The organism is Pseudomonas sp. AS2.8, from assembly GCF_014190935.1.
GTDB lineage: Bacteria > Pseudomonadota > Gammaproteobacteria > Pseudomonadales > Pseudomonadaceae > Chryseomonas.
The window spans coordinates 932,717-946,579 of the sequence record NZ_JACHVV010000002.1 but is presented as its reverse complement, the minus strand read 5'-3'; the positions used below and the strand labels follow the sequence as shown (position 1 = coordinate 946,579).

At 67.5% G+C, this 13,863-nt stretch carries 13 protein-coding genes; 4 read left to right on the top strand and 9 right to left on the bottom strand.

The features are described 5' to 3' along the window. Positions 1–2: 2 nt before the first annotated feature. Positions 3–227: a hypothetical protein gene (locus FHR73_RS11315; RefSeq protein ID WP_183631166.1), complete on the bottom strand. Its 225-nt coding sequence runs from the start codon at positions 225–227 to the stop codon at positions 3–5. 125 nt (positions 228–352) lie between these two features. On the opposite strand from FHR73_RS11315, the gene FHR73_RS11310 reads away from it, so the two are divergent. After that, positions 353–766 (top strand): VOC family protein, encoded by a 414-nt coding sequence (locus FHR73_RS11310; RefSeq protein ID WP_183631165.1) that lies wholly within the window; start codon positions 353–355, stop codon positions 764–766. 63 nt (positions 767–829) lie between these two features. Here the strand turns inward: FHR73_RS11310 and FHR73_RS11305 are convergent, their stop codons facing one another. Then, positions 830–1,180: a 4a-hydroxytetrahydrobiopterin dehydratase gene (locus tag FHR73_RS11305; RefSeq protein ID WP_183631164.1), complete on the bottom strand. Its 351-nt coding sequence runs from the start codon at positions 1,178–1,180 to the stop codon at positions 830–832. A gap of 160 nt (positions 1,181–1,340) precedes the next feature. Between FHR73_RS11305 and acs the strand changes: the two genes are divergently transcribed. Continuing rightward, positions 1,341–3,299, top strand: a complete 1,959-nt coding sequence (acs, locus tag FHR73_RS11300; protein WP_183631163.1) for an acetate--CoA ligase — start codon at positions 1,341–1,343, stop codon at positions 3,297–3,299. Between the two features lie 282 nt (positions 3,300–3,581). Further along, positions 3,582–4,544 (top strand): GlxA family transcriptional regulator, encoded by a 963-nt coding sequence (locus tag FHR73_RS11295; protein ID WP_133859895.1) that lies wholly within the window; start codon positions 3,582–3,584, stop codon positions 4,542–4,544. Between the two features lie 18 nt (positions 4,545–4,562). On the opposite strand, the gene FHR73_RS11290 is transcribed toward FHR73_RS11295, so the two are convergent. The 3 genes from FHR73_RS11290 to FHR73_RS11280 all read right to left on the bottom strand — a co-directional run bounded on the left by FHR73_RS11290 (position 4,563) and on the right by FHR73_RS11280 (position 8,629). Then, positions 4,563–7,127 carry an EAL domain-containing protein gene (locus FHR73_RS11290; protein WP_183631162.1) on the bottom strand — a complete coding sequence of 855 codons (2,565 nt, stop codon included), beginning with the start codon at positions 7,125–7,127 and terminating at the stop codon, positions 4,563–4,565. A 162-nt stretch (positions 7,128–7,289) separates the two neighbouring features. After that, positions 7,290–7,970: a lipoprotein gene (locus FHR73_RS11285; protein ID WP_007159577.1), complete on the bottom strand. Its 681-nt coding sequence runs from the start codon at positions 7,968–7,970 to the stop codon at positions 7,290–7,292. 59 nt (positions 7,971–8,029) lie between these two features. Next, the gene (locus FHR73_RS11280) at positions 8,030–8,629 is read right to left on the bottom strand and encodes a short chain dehydrogenase (protein ID WP_183631161.1); all 600 of its coding nucleotides are present in this window, start codon (positions 8,627–8,629) and stop codon (positions 8,030–8,032) included. A 99-nt stretch (positions 8,630–8,728) separates the two neighbouring features. Between FHR73_RS11280 and FHR73_RS11275 the strand changes: the two genes are divergently transcribed. Beyond that, a complete protein-coding gene (locus FHR73_RS11275) occupies positions 8,729–9,640 on the top strand; it encodes a LysR family transcriptional regulator (protein ID WP_183631160.1) in 912 nt (303 codons plus the stop codon). 503 nt (positions 9,641–10,143) lie between these two features. Here the strand turns inward: FHR73_RS11275 and FHR73_RS11270 are convergent. The 4 genes from FHR73_RS11270 to livH are packed head-to-tail and all read right to left on the bottom strand — an operon-like array spanning position 10,144 to position 13,797. After that, positions 10,144–10,845: an ABC transporter ATP-binding protein gene (locus FHR73_RS11270; protein ID WP_007159574.1), complete on the bottom strand. Its 702-nt coding sequence runs from the start codon at positions 10,843–10,845 to the stop codon at positions 10,144–10,146. A gap of 11 nt (positions 10,846–10,856) precedes the next feature. Continuing rightward, entirely contained in the window at positions 10,857–11,624 is a 768-nt protein-coding gene (livG, locus tag FHR73_RS11265) for a high-affinity branched-chain amino acid ABC transporter ATP-binding protein LivG (RefSeq protein ID WP_183631159.1), read from the bottom strand. Then, complete coding sequence (locus FHR73_RS11260; protein ID WP_183631158.1) at positions 11,621–12,877, bottom strand: high-affinity branched-chain amino acid ABC transporter permease LivM; 1,257 nt, start codon at positions 12,875–12,877, stop codon at positions 11,621–11,623. The genes livG and FHR73_RS11260 overlap by 4 nt, the downstream gene beginning before the upstream one ends. Beyond that, the gene (livH, locus tag FHR73_RS11255; RefSeq protein ID WP_007159571.1) at positions 12,874–13,797 is read right to left on the bottom strand and encodes a high-affinity branched-chain amino acid ABC transporter permease LivH; all 924 of its coding nucleotides are present in this window, start codon (positions 13,795–13,797) and stop codon (positions 12,874–12,876) included. The genes FHR73_RS11260 and livH overlap by 4 nt, the downstream gene beginning before the upstream one ends. Between the last annotated feature and the right edge of the window lie 66 nt (positions 13,798–13,863).

Here is a 13,863-nt window from a genome sequence, read left to right as displayed (position 1 = left end):
GGTCAGTCCTTGCGCCGGCCGGACAGCATGCGGAAGCGATTGCGGTTGAGCAGCACGTAGCCGGTCAGCTGCAGTCCGGCCGCGAACAGCAGGCTGCGCATGGCGCCGGGTTCGGTGGGGCGCGGACCCTGGTAGAGGCCATAGAGGGAGAAGGCCACGCCCAGTAGACCGAGGATGAAGAAGACCAGACCGATCTTGGTCAGGCGGGGAAGGGTGCGCAGATTCATGGCTATGTCGTCACAGGCAAAGGCCGCCACGCTAACCGCCCGGACCGGGCTTGTCGAGCCGATAGGCAGCCGCAGCGGACTGGTCTAACGTGGCCTGATGGCCCCTGGCAAGCGGGAGAGAGCCCATGTTCAGCCATGTACAGCTAGGCGCGCGTGATCTGGAGCGCCTGATCGATTTCTACGACGGCGTGTTGCACGAACTCGGCCTCGTGCGGATGCCGGCCGAAGACGACGGCGGCCCGCCCGGGTGTGGCTGGCAGCGGCCAGGTCGAGCGTGGCCGCAATTCTATGTGCAGCTGCCCTTCAACGGCCTGCCGGCCTCCTGGGGCAATGGCGTCCAGGTGAGCTTCGCCGCGCCTTCGCCAGCGGCCGTGGAAGCGGCCTGGCACCGCGCCCTGCAACGGGGCGGCAGCGACGAAGGTGCGCCTGGGATACGAGCGGGCTACGGACCGGACTTCTATGCCGCCTATTGCCGGGATCCGGAAGGCAACAAGCTGTGCTTCGTCCACGCCGAGGGACTGGCCGCCGCCTGCGACTAGCGTGCGATCCGGCGATCCGGTGGCCCGGCAATCCGGCGATCCGGCGATCCGGTATTCCGACGCTCAGACGTTGGCCGCCAGGGCGACCGCGTCGGTACGGGCCGCCATGATGAAGTCGTTGCGGTGCAGGCCGCCGATGTTGTGCGTCCACCAGCTCACGGTCACCGCGCCCCATTCGGTGAGCAGGGCCGGGTGATGGTCCTCGTCCTGGGCCTCGCGGCCGACGCGATTGGTGAAGTCCAGGGCCTCGAGGAAGTTGCCGAAGGCATAGCGGCGTTCCAGCCGCGGGACCCCCGCGCGCTCCACCAGGGTCCAGCCCGGGACGGCCTTGAGCAGCGCGGTGCTGGCGGCCTCGCTCAGGGCCGGCTCGCTGGAGCGGCAGGGGACGCAATGGGAATGGGCAAGATCGGCCATGGGGCGCTCCTCGAGGAAAAATCGCGAAAGGGCAAGGGTAACAGACCCACCGGTCAGCGCCTGGCTCCCCGTCCGACCATGGTCGAATGGTTCGAAACCGGTGCGCGCCGTACAACGGAGGGCAACAAGAACAACAGTTTCCCGCCGAGGAGATCGTCCCATGAGTACCGCTTTCTACCCGGTCCGCGCGGAAGTCGCTTCCCGGACCCTGACCGATGAAGTCACCTATCGCCGGCTGTACCAGCAGTCCATCCTCAACCCCGATGGCTTCTGGCGCGAGCAGGCCCAGCGGCTGGACTGGATCAAGCCCTTCAGCCGGGTCAAGCAGACCTCCTTCGACGATCATCGCGTCGACATCCAGTGGTTCGCCGATGGCACCCTGAACGCCTCCTACAACTGCCTGGATCGCCACCTGGAAACCCGCGGCGACCAGACCGCCATCATCTGGGAAGGCGACGATCCGGCCGACAGCCGCCACATCACCTACCGCGAATTGCATCGCGAGGTCTGCCAGCTGGCCAACGCCCTGCGCGGCCAGGACATCCACCGCGGCGACGTGGTGACCATCTACATGCCGATGATCCCCGAGGCCGTGGTGGCCATGCTCGCCTGTGCCCGCATCGGCGCGGTGCACTCGGTGGTGTTCGGCGGCTTCTCCCCCGAATCCCTGGCCGGCCGCATCAGCGACTGCCAGTCCAAGCTGGTGATCACCGCCGACGAAGGCGTGCGCGGCGGCCGCAAGATCCCGCTCAAGGCCAACGTCGACGAGGCCCTGACCAACCCGGCCACCTATTCGGTGCGCAAGGTGATCGTCTGCAAGCGCACCGGCGCCGATATCGCCTGGCACCGCCACCGTGACGTCTGGTACGAGGACATCACCTCGGTGGCCCCGGAACACTGCGAGCCCAAGGAGATGTCCGCCGAGGCGCCGCTGTTCATCCTCTATACCTCCGGCTCCACCGGCAAGCCCAAGGGCATCCTGCACACCACCGGCGGCTACCTGACCTATGCCGCCCTGACCCACGAGCGGGTCTTCGACTATCGCCCCGGCGAGGTCTACTGGTGCACCGCCGACGTCGGCTGGATCACCGGCCACAGCTACATCGTCTACGGCCCGCTGGCCAATGGCGCCACCACCCTGCTGTTCGAAGGCGTGCCCAACTACCCGGACGTCACCCGCATGGGTCAGGTGGTGGACAAGCACCAGGTCAACGTCCTCTACACCGCACCCACCGCCATCCGCGCCATGATGGCCCAGGGTGACGCGGCCATGCGCGGCGTCGACGGCAGCAGCCTGCGCCTGCTCGGTTCGGTGGGCGAGCCCATCAACCCCGAGGCCTGGCACTGGTACTACAAGACCGTGGGCCAGGAGCGCTGCCCCATCGTCGACACCTGGTGGCAGACCGAGACCGGCGGCATCCTCATCAGTCCGCTGCCCGGCGCCATCGGCCAGAAGCCCGGTTCGGCGACCCGTCCCTTCTTCGGCATCCAGCCGGCGCTGGTGGACAACGAAGGCAACCTGCTCGACGGCGCCGTGGAAGGCAACCTGGTGATCCTCGATTCCTGGCCGGGCCAGTCGCGCTCCATCTATGGCGACCACGACCGCTTCGTCGACACCTACTTCAAGACCTTCAAGGGCATGTACTTCACCGGTGATGGCGCCCGGCGCGACGAAGACGGCTACTACTGGATCACCGGTCGCGTCGACGACGTGCTCAACGTCTCCGGCCACCGCATGGGCACCGCCGAGATCGAGAGCGCCCTGGTGGCCCATCCCAAGGTGGCCGAGGCCGCGGTGGTGGGCATGCCCCACGACCTCAAGGGCCAGGGCATCTATGTCTACGTGACCCTCAACCAGGGCGAGGAGGGCAACGAAGCCCTGCGCCAGGAACTCAAGCAGTGGGTGCGCAAGGAGATCGGCCCCATCGCCACCCCCGATGTCATCCAGTGGGCGCCGGGTCTGCCCAAGACCCGCTCCGGCAAGATCATGCGGCGGATCCTGCGCAAGATCGCCGTGGGTGAATATGACTCCCTCGGCGACATCTCCACCCTGGCCGACCCGGGCGTGGTGCAGCATCTGGTCGGGACCCACCAGCAGATGAGCCAGGCCGTCGCCTGATCCGGCTGCCTCAGCGACCGCCCGCTATCGTCCCGGTAGCGGGCGGTTTCTTTTTGGCGGTCCTGTAAGGACTTGTCGCCAGGGCAAAAGCCGCCGCCGTTGCGCTGGCGCTAGAATCGCGCCAGCCGGCGGACCGCAGGGCACTCCGGTCCGCTACCGGGGCAAAGGCCGGGACAGGGGCAGCGCTCCGGCGTACCATGCGGGCCACCCCACAAGGGTTTCATGGCGCGCGGGCCCCGGATCGGTAGCCCCCGCCGCTCTCGACAGGAAGCCAGACGTTAGATGACCATCCGCATCGCCTTTCTGCTGTGGCCCGACGTTCGTCCGCTGACCGTGGGCCTGGTCGAGGAAGCGCTGGAACTCGCCTCTCGCCATTCGAGCGATACGCCCTACGAGGTGCGCTTTCTGCAGGCCGGCAGCGAGTTGCAGCCGCGCCTGCCGGGTGGCCACTGGGAAGGGCAGCTGGAACGCCTGGATCGGCTCTTCGTGCTGGCCGACGAACCCTCGCCGCCGTTGCCGCCGCCGCTGGTCGCGGCCCTGCGGCAGACCGCCCGGGCCGGGGTGGTGATGGGGGGCTTTTCCGCCGGGGTGCACATCCTCGCCCAGCTCGGTCTGCTCGACGGTCATCGCGCCGCCGTGCACTGGCGCTGGCTGGAAGAATTCAGCGAGCAATTTCCCAAGGTCATCGCCACCCATCACCTCTACGAGTGGGACCGTGATCGCCTGACCGCCTGTGGCGGCCTGGCCATCCTCGATCTGCTGCTGGCCATGATCGGCCGTGACCGCGACGCCGAACAGGCCGGCACCATCGCCGAGGAGCTGATCGTCGAGCGCCTGCGCGAAGGCAGCGAGCGGCAGCGCATTCCGCTGAAGAATCGGCTGGGGTCGAGTCATCCCAAGCTGACCCAGGCGGTGATGCTGATGGAGGCCAACATCGAAGAGCCGCTCACCACCGACGAGATCGCCCAGCACGTCTGCGTCTCCCGCCGGCAGCTGGAGCGGATCTTCAAGCAATACCTGGCGCGGGTGCCCAGCCAGTACTACCTGGAACTGCGGCTGAACCGGGCGCGCAAGATGCTCACCCAGACCAGCAAGTCCATCATCCAGATCGGCCTGTCCTGCGGCTTCTCGTCGGGACCGCATTTCTCCAGCGCCTATCGCAACTTCTTCGGCGTCACCCCCCGCGACGACCGCAACCAGCGGCGCGGTGCGGCGGGCGAGGGCAGCATGGTGGCCGAGCGCTAGGCGCCCGGCCCTGCCGCTTCAGCTCAACGACTCGGTCGCCCTCTCGCCCAGCCAGGCGCCCAGCTGGTCGGCCGGCAGGGGCGCACCGCAATGGAAGCCCTGGATCTCGTCCGCCGGCAGGTGCTGCAGCTGGCGCAGGTGCTCGGCGTCTTCCACGCCCTTGAGGGTCACCCTCAGCCCCAGCGAACGACCGAGATCGATCATGGCCCGCACCAGGGCGCTGTCTTCCGGCGCTTGCCGGTGCCGGGCGATGAGACTGCGATCCAGGCGGATGCCGTCCAGCGGATAGCGACGCAGATAAGCCAGGGAACAGAGGCCGGAACCGAAATCGTCCAGGCACAGGCGCACGCCCAGGCCCTTGAGCGCGCCCAGGGTATTGGCCACGTCGGCGGCCGGATCCAGCAGGGTGCGTTCGGTGAGTTCCAGCTCCAGCCGCGAGGCCGCCAGGCCGCTCTGGTAGAGCGCCTCGGCCACGGTCTGCACCGGATCTTCGTTGGCGTGGAATTGCTGCGGCGACAGATTGACCGACACCGAGAGTTGTTCCGGCCAGCCCTGGGCATCGTGGCAGGCGGTCTCCAGCACCCAGCGCCCCAGGCGCTGCCCGAGGCCGGCATCCTCGGCCAGGGTGAGGAAGTCCAGCGGCTCCAGCAGGCCCTGGGTCGGGTGCTCCCAGCGCACCAGCGCCTCGAAGCCACGCAGGCTGCCATCGGCGAGGCAGCGCCGCGGCTGGTAGTAGAGGCTGAGCCGGTCATCGCGCAGGGCCTGGCGCAGGTCCTGCTCCAGCTGCCGGCGCAGGAGCACCTGCTCGTTCATGGCCGGCTCGTGGAAGCGCCAGGTGCCGCGGCCAGCGGCCTTGGCCTGGTAGAGGGCGATGTCGGCCAGGCGCAGTAATTCCGCCGGAATGCCGGTATCCCGCGGCGCCAGGGCCACGCCCAGGCTGCTGCCGATGAAGACCCGCTGCTCGCCGAGGCGGAAGGGCTGGCGCAACTGCTCCACCAGGCGTCGGCAGAGGTCGGCGATAGCGCCCGGGTCGCGATCGCCGCTGAGCACCACGCAGAATTCGTCGCCGCCCAGGCGGGCCACCAGGTCGGTGGCGGTCACGTTCTGCCGCAGGCGCTGCGCCGCTTCCTGCAAGACCTGATCGCCCGCCGCATGGCCAAGGGCGTCGTTGACCGTCTTGAATCTATCCAGGTCCAGGCTGATCAGCGCCAGGGGCCGGGGCTCGGGGCCTTCCAGGTGGGTGGCGAGAAACTGGTGCAGGCGATGGCGGTTGGGCAAGCCGGTCAGGGGATCGTGCCAGGACAGGTGCTGCACCTGGGCCAGGGCCTCGATCTCGTCGGTGAGATCGGTGACGGTGCCGCGATAGCCACCCTCGGGAATGGCCCGGGCGGCGACCCGGCAGGTACGTTCGCGGCCGTTGCCGTCCAGGTAGTGACAGACCAGCGGCGGGCATGGCTTGCGATCGTGCGCCTGGCCGGCGAGCCAGTGCGCCAGGGTGTCGGCATGGGGCGTCAGGAGTTCGTTGAGCGGCCGTCCCAGCCAGCGCTCGGTGGCTTCCCCGGTGACTTCGGCGAAGCGATCCGAAACGTAGACCAGGCGCAAGTTGGCGTCGACCTCCCACAGCCAGTCCGAGGTGGCTTCGGCGATGTCGCGGAAACGCCGCTCGCCGATGGCCAGTTCGCTGCGACTGGCCAGCAGGTCATCGTACTGGGCATCCAGCTGGCGCATCGACAGCAGCGCCTGGCGAAACAGCCAGATCAGCCCCAGCAGCAGGATCAGCACTCCGCCGCCGAACAGCGGCAGGGTCTGCTGCATCAGCCACAATCCCGGCCGCGGCGGGCGCCAGGTCAGCTGATAGCCGGAGCCCGGCAGTTGCCAGCTGGCGCGACTGCCGGCCGGGTCGGTGGTGATGCTCAGCGGCGGCAGGTTGTTGGCTTCGCTCAGGGCGGCCAGGCGGGCGGGACTCAGCACATTGACGAAGACCAGCACCGAGGCCGGTGCCTCCGGGAGGCGGACGCCGGCGCGATCGCCCGGGGTGATGGCGGCGGCGGCCACCAGCGCCGGCATCCCGGCCACGGTCAGCACACCGGACACGCTGCCGGCGCGGGCGTCGGCGCTGCGTGCCGCGGCCAGCAGGCCGGCGATGTCGCCCTGCAGCCAGGGCGTAGCGGGATCGACCAGCTGGCCATTGAGCAGGCGATAGCGGGGGCGGTCCTGGCCGTCGAATACCAGCACCCCTTCGTAGCCATAGACGCGGTACAGCGATTCGCCGAGGTTGCCCTGGTCGTAGGCCCAGTCGTGGTCCAGCTCCTGGTGGAGGCGGCGATAGGCCTCGTCCCATTTGCTGTAGTCGATCAGGTTGCGGGCGACTTCCTCGTCGAGGCGGGTAAAGGTGCGACCGACCGCGCGCTCGGTGTGCTGGGCGACGGTGGCGTCCTGGCGCACGGCGTTGTCGACCAGCAGATAGCAACCCAGGCCGATGAGGCCCAGCAGCAGTACGCAGAGCGCCGGGAACAGCCGCAGGAGGACGGTATGGCCCCGCCGGCGCGGTAAGGCGCTGCGGGACGCTGGAGATGTTGGCATGCCTGGACCCTGGCTGGATGAGCGTTCCTGTGGCTTCGCCTGGCGCGACCCGAAGGCGGCCAAGCGAAGCGGATGAAGCCTTGTGGTCGCTAGACTAGCCCCTGGGGGCGCGCGACGCTAAATGTAATGGGGGAGATGCCAAGAGAATCGCGCACCCGCGGGCTAGGTGGGATTGCCGGCACCACCATAGAAGGCGCAGCCCTGCCAGGTCTGGCCATTGATGCGCAATTCGGCCTGCAGCGACTGCACGGTGCCGGTCCGGCCATCCACGCAGCGCCGTGGATTGATCCACAGCTCGACCTTCTCCCCATTGGCCTCGGTGGACAGGGCGCGCATGCCGCCGGGCAGTTCTTCCTGGACGAAGGGCAGGGCGCGACGCTGCTGACCGGCGGTACTGACCAGCATGCCCTGGTTGCTGACCTGGACGCTCCAGTCCGGACCATGGCCGCCAGCATTCATGGCGGTACGCTTGAAGTTGGGATCGCTGCAACCCGGACCGCTGTATTGCACGCGATAGACATCGGTGACGGCGAACACGCCCTGGGCGCCATCGCGGCCGCCGGACTTGAGCTTGCCGCGCAGGTCGGCGAACAGCGAAGCGGCGCCACTGTCGGCGGCCAGTTCGTGGGCATCGCGCAGGATGGCGGTGTTGTTGGCATCGGTGACGTCGAAGAAGCGCTGTTCCTGGCAGGGGCGGAACAGCAGCTGGTCACCGCTCCAGCGCAGATCGCCCTGCAGGCGCTCGCCGCCCGGTGCACGCGGGGTGTCGTCGCTCTGGAACAGGCTGCAGCCGCCGAGGAGGCCGAGCAGGGCAAGGGGAAAGATGGCACGCGGCGCTGGCATCGCAGGACTCCGACTGAGGTGGGCACACGTTACTCAGACAGCGCCGCGAGCTCAAGGACTTACCAGACGCGATAAGTCTTGCCGGTTTCCCGCCCTTCCACGCTGCGTTCGTAGGCCAGCGCCGCCTCGGCACCCGATACCGCCTTGAAGCCGCGGAAGAAATCGCCGTAGTGGCCCAGGGACTCCTGCAGCACCGTCGGACTCACCGCGTTGAGGCGCTGACCGCGCGGCAACTCGATGGCCGCACCGCGAACGAAGCCTTCCAGCGCCGCGTTGACCATGGCCGCCGAGCTGCCCTGCGCGATGGGCTGTTCGCTGAGCACGCCGGTGGTCAGGGTGAAGGAGGCGCCCTCGGCCGCCTGGGCCTGGCCGAGCAGCACCAGGTTGACCTGGCCCATCAGCTTGTCCTGCAGGCCTTTCTGGTACGCCTCGGGCGTCATTTCGGTGAAGGGGGCGAAGGTCACCGAGCCCACCGCGCTGACCAGGGCATCGAAACGACCCACCTGGGCGAACAGGGCCCGGATGGACTCCGGCTGGGTGATATCGACCTGCAGATCGCCGGATTGGCGGCCGACGCGGATCAGCTCGTGGCGGCTGGCGAGGCGCTCGGCGATGGCGCTGCCCAGGGTACCGCTGGCGCCGACGAGGATGATTTTCATGAGGATGACTCCGTGGAGGGAAGGGAGTCTTCAGCCTAGAATGAGGCATTGCTACGATAAATCACCTGATTGGCAATCCAGTGTTTCCAGGAGGAAACGATGCAGGACGACTTCGCCGATCTGGCTGCCTTCGCCATCCTGTGTGAAAGCGGCAGCTTCACCCGTGCGGCCGAGCGCCTGGGATGCAGCAAGGGCCAGCTGTCCAAGCGCATCCGGGCGCTGGAGCTGCGCCTGGAGACCCGCCTGCTGCACCGCACCACCCGACGTCTCGATCCCACTCCCGCCGGACGCGCCCTGTTGCCCGAAGCCCAGGCCCTGGTGCGCCAGCGCGAGCGGGCCCTGCAAAGCGTGGCCAGGCTGCAGGAGGAAGCGGTTGGACCGGTGCGCCTGACCGTTCCGGTGTCCCTGGGCTACACCTTTTTCGAGGTGCTGCTGGCCTGTCGCGCTGCCCATCCCGCCATCCAGCTGGATCTGGTGCTGGACAACGGCTATCGCGACCTGGTGGCCGAGGGCTTCGACCTGGCGATCCGTGCCCGGCTGGAACCGGACGAACGCCTGGTCGCCCGCCCGCTGTTCGCCATGCAGGAGGTGACCTGCGCGGCACCCGCCTATCTGGCCGGGCGCGAGGTCCTCCAGGTGCCCGAGGATCTGCTCGGCCACCGCTGCCTGATCAACAGCCACTATGCCGAGGGCGAGGTCTGGCTCTATCACCGCGAGCACCGACTCGGCCGAGTGCAGGTAACCCCCAGCCTGGCCTGCAACCACTACAGCCTGCTCAAGCAGGCCGCCCTGGCCGGGCAGGGCATCGCCCGGCTGCCGTCGTTCATGGTGCACGAGGAGCTGGCCAGTGGCGCCCTGGTCTGGCTACTCAGGGAGTGGCGCACGCCCAGCCAGCCGCTGTTTCTGGTGCATCCCTATCAGGGTGGCTTGCCCAAGCGGACCAGAGTCGTGGCGGAAGCCCTGAGCGAGTGGTTCGAGCGCAGTCGGCAGCGCCTGGAGGCGTTGGGGTAGCGGGGTTGATGGAGTTCAACGCCTACGCGGACAGCGCCCGCTCCCCGCGGGAGAGGGCTGGGGGTGAGGGCGCTTCGCTGCGAAGCGCCAGTGGAAAAGGCTGCGCCGTTTTCCACGCTACGTGTCTGTCGGGCTTCGACGATGGAGGCGTCTCAACCCAACCTACGGTCGAGCCGCCGTAGGTTGGGTTGAGCGCAGCAAAGCCCAACAGCGCCAGAATTCGAGCAGGCATTGTTGGGCTTCGACGATGAAGCTGTCTCAACCCAACCTACACGTTGCATGGACAGCCCCCTCTCCCCGCGGAAGAGGGTTGGGGGTGAGGGCAGCCTTCGCCACGAACCCCAGTGGAAAAGGCTGCGCCGTTTTCCACGCTACGGCGCTGTTGGGCTTCGACGGTAGAGCTGTCTCAACCCAACCTACGGTCGAGCCGCCGTAGGTTGGGTTGAGCGCAGCAAAGCCCAACAGCGCCGAGGTCGAGGCGTGTAGGGTGGCCACGGCGTGACTCAACCGCCCAGATAGGCCTTGCGCACGTCCGGGTTGGCCAGCAGCTCGGCGCCGCTGTCCTGCATGACGATGCGGCCGTTCTCCAGCACGTAGCCGCGGTCGGCCAGCTTGAGCGCCTGGTTGGCGTTCTGTTCGACCAGGAACACCGTCACCCCATCCTGGCGCAGCTGCTCGATGATCTCGAAGATCTGCTGGATGATGATGGGCGCCAGGCCCAGCGACGGCTCGTCGAGCAGCAGCAGGCGCGGCTCGCTCATCATCGCCCGGCCGATGGCGAGCATCTGCTGCTCGCCGCCGGACATGGTGCCGGCGCGCTGGGCATAGCGTTCCTTGAGTCGCGGGAAGAGCCCGAGGACCTTTTCCAGCTGGCGGTCATAGGCGTGCTTGTCGGTGAAGAAGCCGCCCATGGCCAGGTTCTCTTCCACGGTCAGGCGGGCGAACACCCGGCGGCCTTCCGGTACCACGGCGATGCCCTTGCGCATGATCTGCGCGGTTTCCTGGCCGACCAGTTCCTCGCCTTCATAGCGGATGCTGCCGCCATGGGCGCGCGGGGTACCGCAGAGGGTCATCAGCAGGGTGGACTTGCCGGCGCCGTTGGCGCCGATCAGGGTGACGATCTCGCCCCGGTTCACCTGCACGCTGACGCCATGCAGCGCCTGGATCTTGCCGTAGAAGGTGGAGACGTTGTCGAACTGCAGCATGGAGGTCTCCATCAGGATTCGCCCAGGTAGGCCTTGATCACGTCGGGATTGTTGCGGATCTGCTCCGGCGTCCCGTCGGCCAGGGGGGTCCCCTGGTTGATCACCACGATGTGGTCGGAAATGCTCATCACCAGGTGCATGTCGTGCTCGATCAGCAGCACGGTCACGCCGTGCTCGGCGCGCAGCAGGGCGATGAGCGCCTTGAGGTCCTCGGTCTCGCGCGGGTTGAGGCCGGCGGCCGGCTCGTCGAGCATGAGGATCTGCGGGCGGGTCATCATGCAGCGGGCGATTTCCAGGCGGCGCTGCTGGCCGTAGGCGAGATTGCCGGCGTTGCGGTTGGCGAACTCGGTGAGGTTGACCTGCTCCAGCCAGAAGCGCGCGTAGTCCATGGCCTCGGCTTCGCTCTTGCGAAAGGCCGGGGTCTTGAACAGCCCGGCCAGGAAGCCGGTGTTGAGGTGGCGGTGCTGGGCCACCAGCAGGTTCTCCACCGCGGTCATTTCCTTGAACAGGCGGACGTTCTGGAAGGTGCGCACCACGCCCTTGCGGGCGATCTTGTGCCCGGGCAGGCCCTGGATGGCCTCGCCGTGCAGGAGGATTTCGCCGCCGCTGGGGCGGTAGAAGCCGGTCAGGCAGTTGAACACCGTGGTCTTGCCGGCGCCATTGGGACCGATCAGCGAGACCACCTGGCCCCGTTCCACGCGGATGTTGACGCCGTTGACGGCCAGCAGGCCGCCGAACCTCATGGAAAGGCCGGAGACATCGAGAAGGGCTTGGCTCATTTGCGCAACTCCAGGTGCGGGCGTTGCATCGGGAGCAGGCCTTGCGGACGCCAGATCATCATCACGACCATCAGCAGGCCGAACATCAACATGCGGTATTCGCTGAATTCGCGCATCAGCTCCGGCAGCAGGATCATCACGATGGCCGCGAGGATCACACCGAGCTGGGAGCCCATGCCGCCCAGCACCACGATGGCCAGGATGATGGCCGATTCGATGAAGGTGAAGGATTCCGGCGACACCAGGCCCTGGCGCGCGGCGAAGAAGCTGCCGGCGAAACCGGCGAAGCAGGCGCCCAGGGTAAAGGCCGAGAGCTTGATCAGCGTGGGATTCAGCCCCAGGGCGCGGCAGGCGATCTCGTCTTCGCGCAGGGCTTCCCAGGCGCGGCCGATGGGCATGCGCAGGAGGCGGTTGATCACGAACAGGGTCAGCAGCACCAGCAGCAGGGCGATCAGGTAGAGGAAGATCACCTTGTATTCGGAGTTGTAGGGGATGCCGAAATATTCGTGGAAGGGGGTCATGCCCTCGGGTGCCCGGCGTTCGAAGGTCAGGCCGAACAGGGTCGGCTTCTCGATGCCGCTGATGCCGTTGGGGCCGCCGGTCCACTGGGTGAGGTTGCGCAAGAGGATGCGGATGATCTCGCCGAAGCCCAGGGTGACGATGGCCAGGTAGTCGCCGCGCAGGCGCAGCACCGGGAAGCCGAGCAGGAAGCCAAACAGCGCCGCCATCAGCCCCGCCAGCGGCAGGCAGACCCAGAAGCCCAGGCCGTAGTAGTGGGAGAGCATGGCGTAGGTGTAGGCGCCGACGGCATAGAAGCCGACGTAGCCCAGGTCGAGCAGACCGGCCAGGCCCACCACGATGTTCAGGCCGAGGCCGAGCATCACGTAGATCAGGATCAGGGTGGCGATGTCCACCGCGCCGCGCGAGCCGTAGAAGGGCCATACCAGGGCGACCAGCACCAGGCCGAGGATCACCCAGCGCTGGGTCTTGGGTTCGGTGAGCTTGGTGCCCAGACCGGTGGCCGGCAGCTGCAGGCCGCCGTTGCGGCGCCAGCCGGCGGTGAGGGGGTCACGCACCAGTTGCCAGACGAACATCAGCACCGCGGCCAGGGCGATGATCCAGAGGGTGCGCGGCGTGGCGCCGTGCACTTCGAGGTTGACGCCCACCGTCTCCAGCTTGAGGCCGAGGATGGGATAGGCGACGGCCAGCACCAGCAGGGCGCTGAAGAAGGCGGTTCGCAGACGGGCACTCATACCTTTTCCACCTCCGGGCGACCGAGGATGCCGGTGGGGCGGAACAGCAGCACCAGCACCAGCAGGCTGAAGGCCACCACGTCCTTGTACTGGTCACCGAAGACGTCGGCGCCAAAGGCCTCGGCCACGCCCAGCACCAGGCCGCCGAGCATGGCGCCGGGGATGCTGCCGATGCCGCCGAGCACGGCGGCGGTGAAGGCCTTGATGCCGGCCAGGAAGCCCAGGCTCGGGTTGATCACGCCGTACTGGATGCCCAGCAGCACCGCGGCCACGGCGGCCAGGGTGGCGCCGATGACGAAGGTCAGGGCGATGATGCCGTTGGTGTTGATGCCCAGCAGGTTGGCCATCTTGATGTCCTCGGCGCAGGCGCGACAGGCGCGGCCCAGGCGGGAGCGGGAGATGAACCAGGTCAGGCCGAACATGGTGAGCAGGGTGACGATGAAGATCAGCACCTGCACATAGGAGATCACCACGCCGTTCATGGCGTCGGTGCCGATGATGAAGTTGCCCGGCAGCAGGTTGGGGATCGACTTGTCCTTGGAGTCCTGGGCCAGCAGCACCCAGTTCTGCAGAAAGATCGACATGCCGATCGCCGAGATCAGCGGGATCAGCCGGTTACCGCCGCGCAGGGGGCGATAGGCGATGCGTTCGATGCTGTAGCCGTAGGCACTGGCGATGATGATGCTGGCGCCGAAGGCGGCGAGCATGACGATGGGCAGGCTGTGGATGCCCAGCATGGCCAGGCCGGCGATGGCGATGAAGGCCACGTAGGAGCCGATCATGTACACCTCGCCATGGGCGAAGTTGATCATGCCGATGATGCCGTAGACCATGGTGTAGCCGATGGCGATCAGGGCATAGGTGCTGCCGACCGTGAGGCCGTTCACCAGCTGTTGCAGGTAGTGGTAGAACTCGGGCATGGGTGTCTCCAGGGGACCTTGGTGCACTTCTGGTGCGGGTCCCAGGCCTCGGATGGAGGCGGATAA

Excerpts from the sequence above, each read along its gene's own strand:
- FHR73_RS11315 (WP_183631166.1), bottom strand. The coding sequence starts at position 227 with ATGAATCTGCGCACCCTTCCCCGCCTGACCAAGATCGGTCTGGTCTTC.
- FHR73_RS11310 (WP_183631165.1), top strand. The coding sequence starts at position 353 with ATGTTCAGCCATGTACAGCTAGGCGCGCGTGATCTGGAGCGCCTGATC.
- FHR73_RS11305 (WP_183631164.1), bottom strand. The coding sequence starts at position 1,180 with ATGGCCGATCTTGCCCATTCCCATTGCGTCCCCTGCCGCTCCAGCGAG.
- acs (WP_183631163.1), top strand. The coding sequence starts at position 1,341 with ATGAGTACCGCTTTCTACCCGGTCCGCGCGGAAGTCGCTTCCCGGACC.
- FHR73_RS11295 (WP_133859895.1), top strand. The coding sequence starts at position 3,582 with ATGACCATCCGCATCGCCTTTCTGCTGTGGCCCGACGTTCGTCCGCTG.
- FHR73_RS11290 (WP_183631162.1), bottom strand. The coding sequence starts at position 7,127 with ATGCCAACATCTCCAGCGTCCCGCAGCGCCTTACCGCGCCGGCGGGGC.
- FHR73_RS11285 (WP_007159577.1), bottom strand. The coding sequence starts at position 7,970 with ATGCCAGCGCCGCGTGCCATCTTTCCCCTTGCCCTGCTCGGCCTCCTC.
- FHR73_RS11280 (WP_183631161.1), bottom strand. The coding sequence starts at position 8,629 with ATGAAAATCATCCTCGTCGGCGCCAGCGGTACCCTGGGCAGCGCCATC.
- FHR73_RS11275 (WP_183631160.1), top strand. The coding sequence starts at position 8,729 with ATGCAGGACGACTTCGCCGATCTGGCTGCCTTCGCCATCCTGTGTGAA.
- FHR73_RS11270 (WP_007159574.1), bottom strand. The coding sequence starts at position 10,845 with ATGCTGCAGTTCGACAACGTCTCCACCTTCTACGGCAAGATCCAGGCG.
- livG (WP_183631159.1), bottom strand. The coding sequence starts at position 11,624 with ATGAGCCAAGCCCTTCTCGATGTCTCCGGCCTTTCCATGAGGTTCGGC.
- FHR73_RS11260 (WP_183631158.1), bottom strand. The coding sequence starts at position 12,877 with ATGAGTGCCCGTCTGCGAACCGCCTTCTTCAGCGCCCTGCTGGTGCTG.
- livH (WP_007159571.1), bottom strand. The coding sequence starts at position 13,797 with ATGCCCGAGTTCTACCACTACCTGCAACAGCTGGTGAACGGCCTCACG.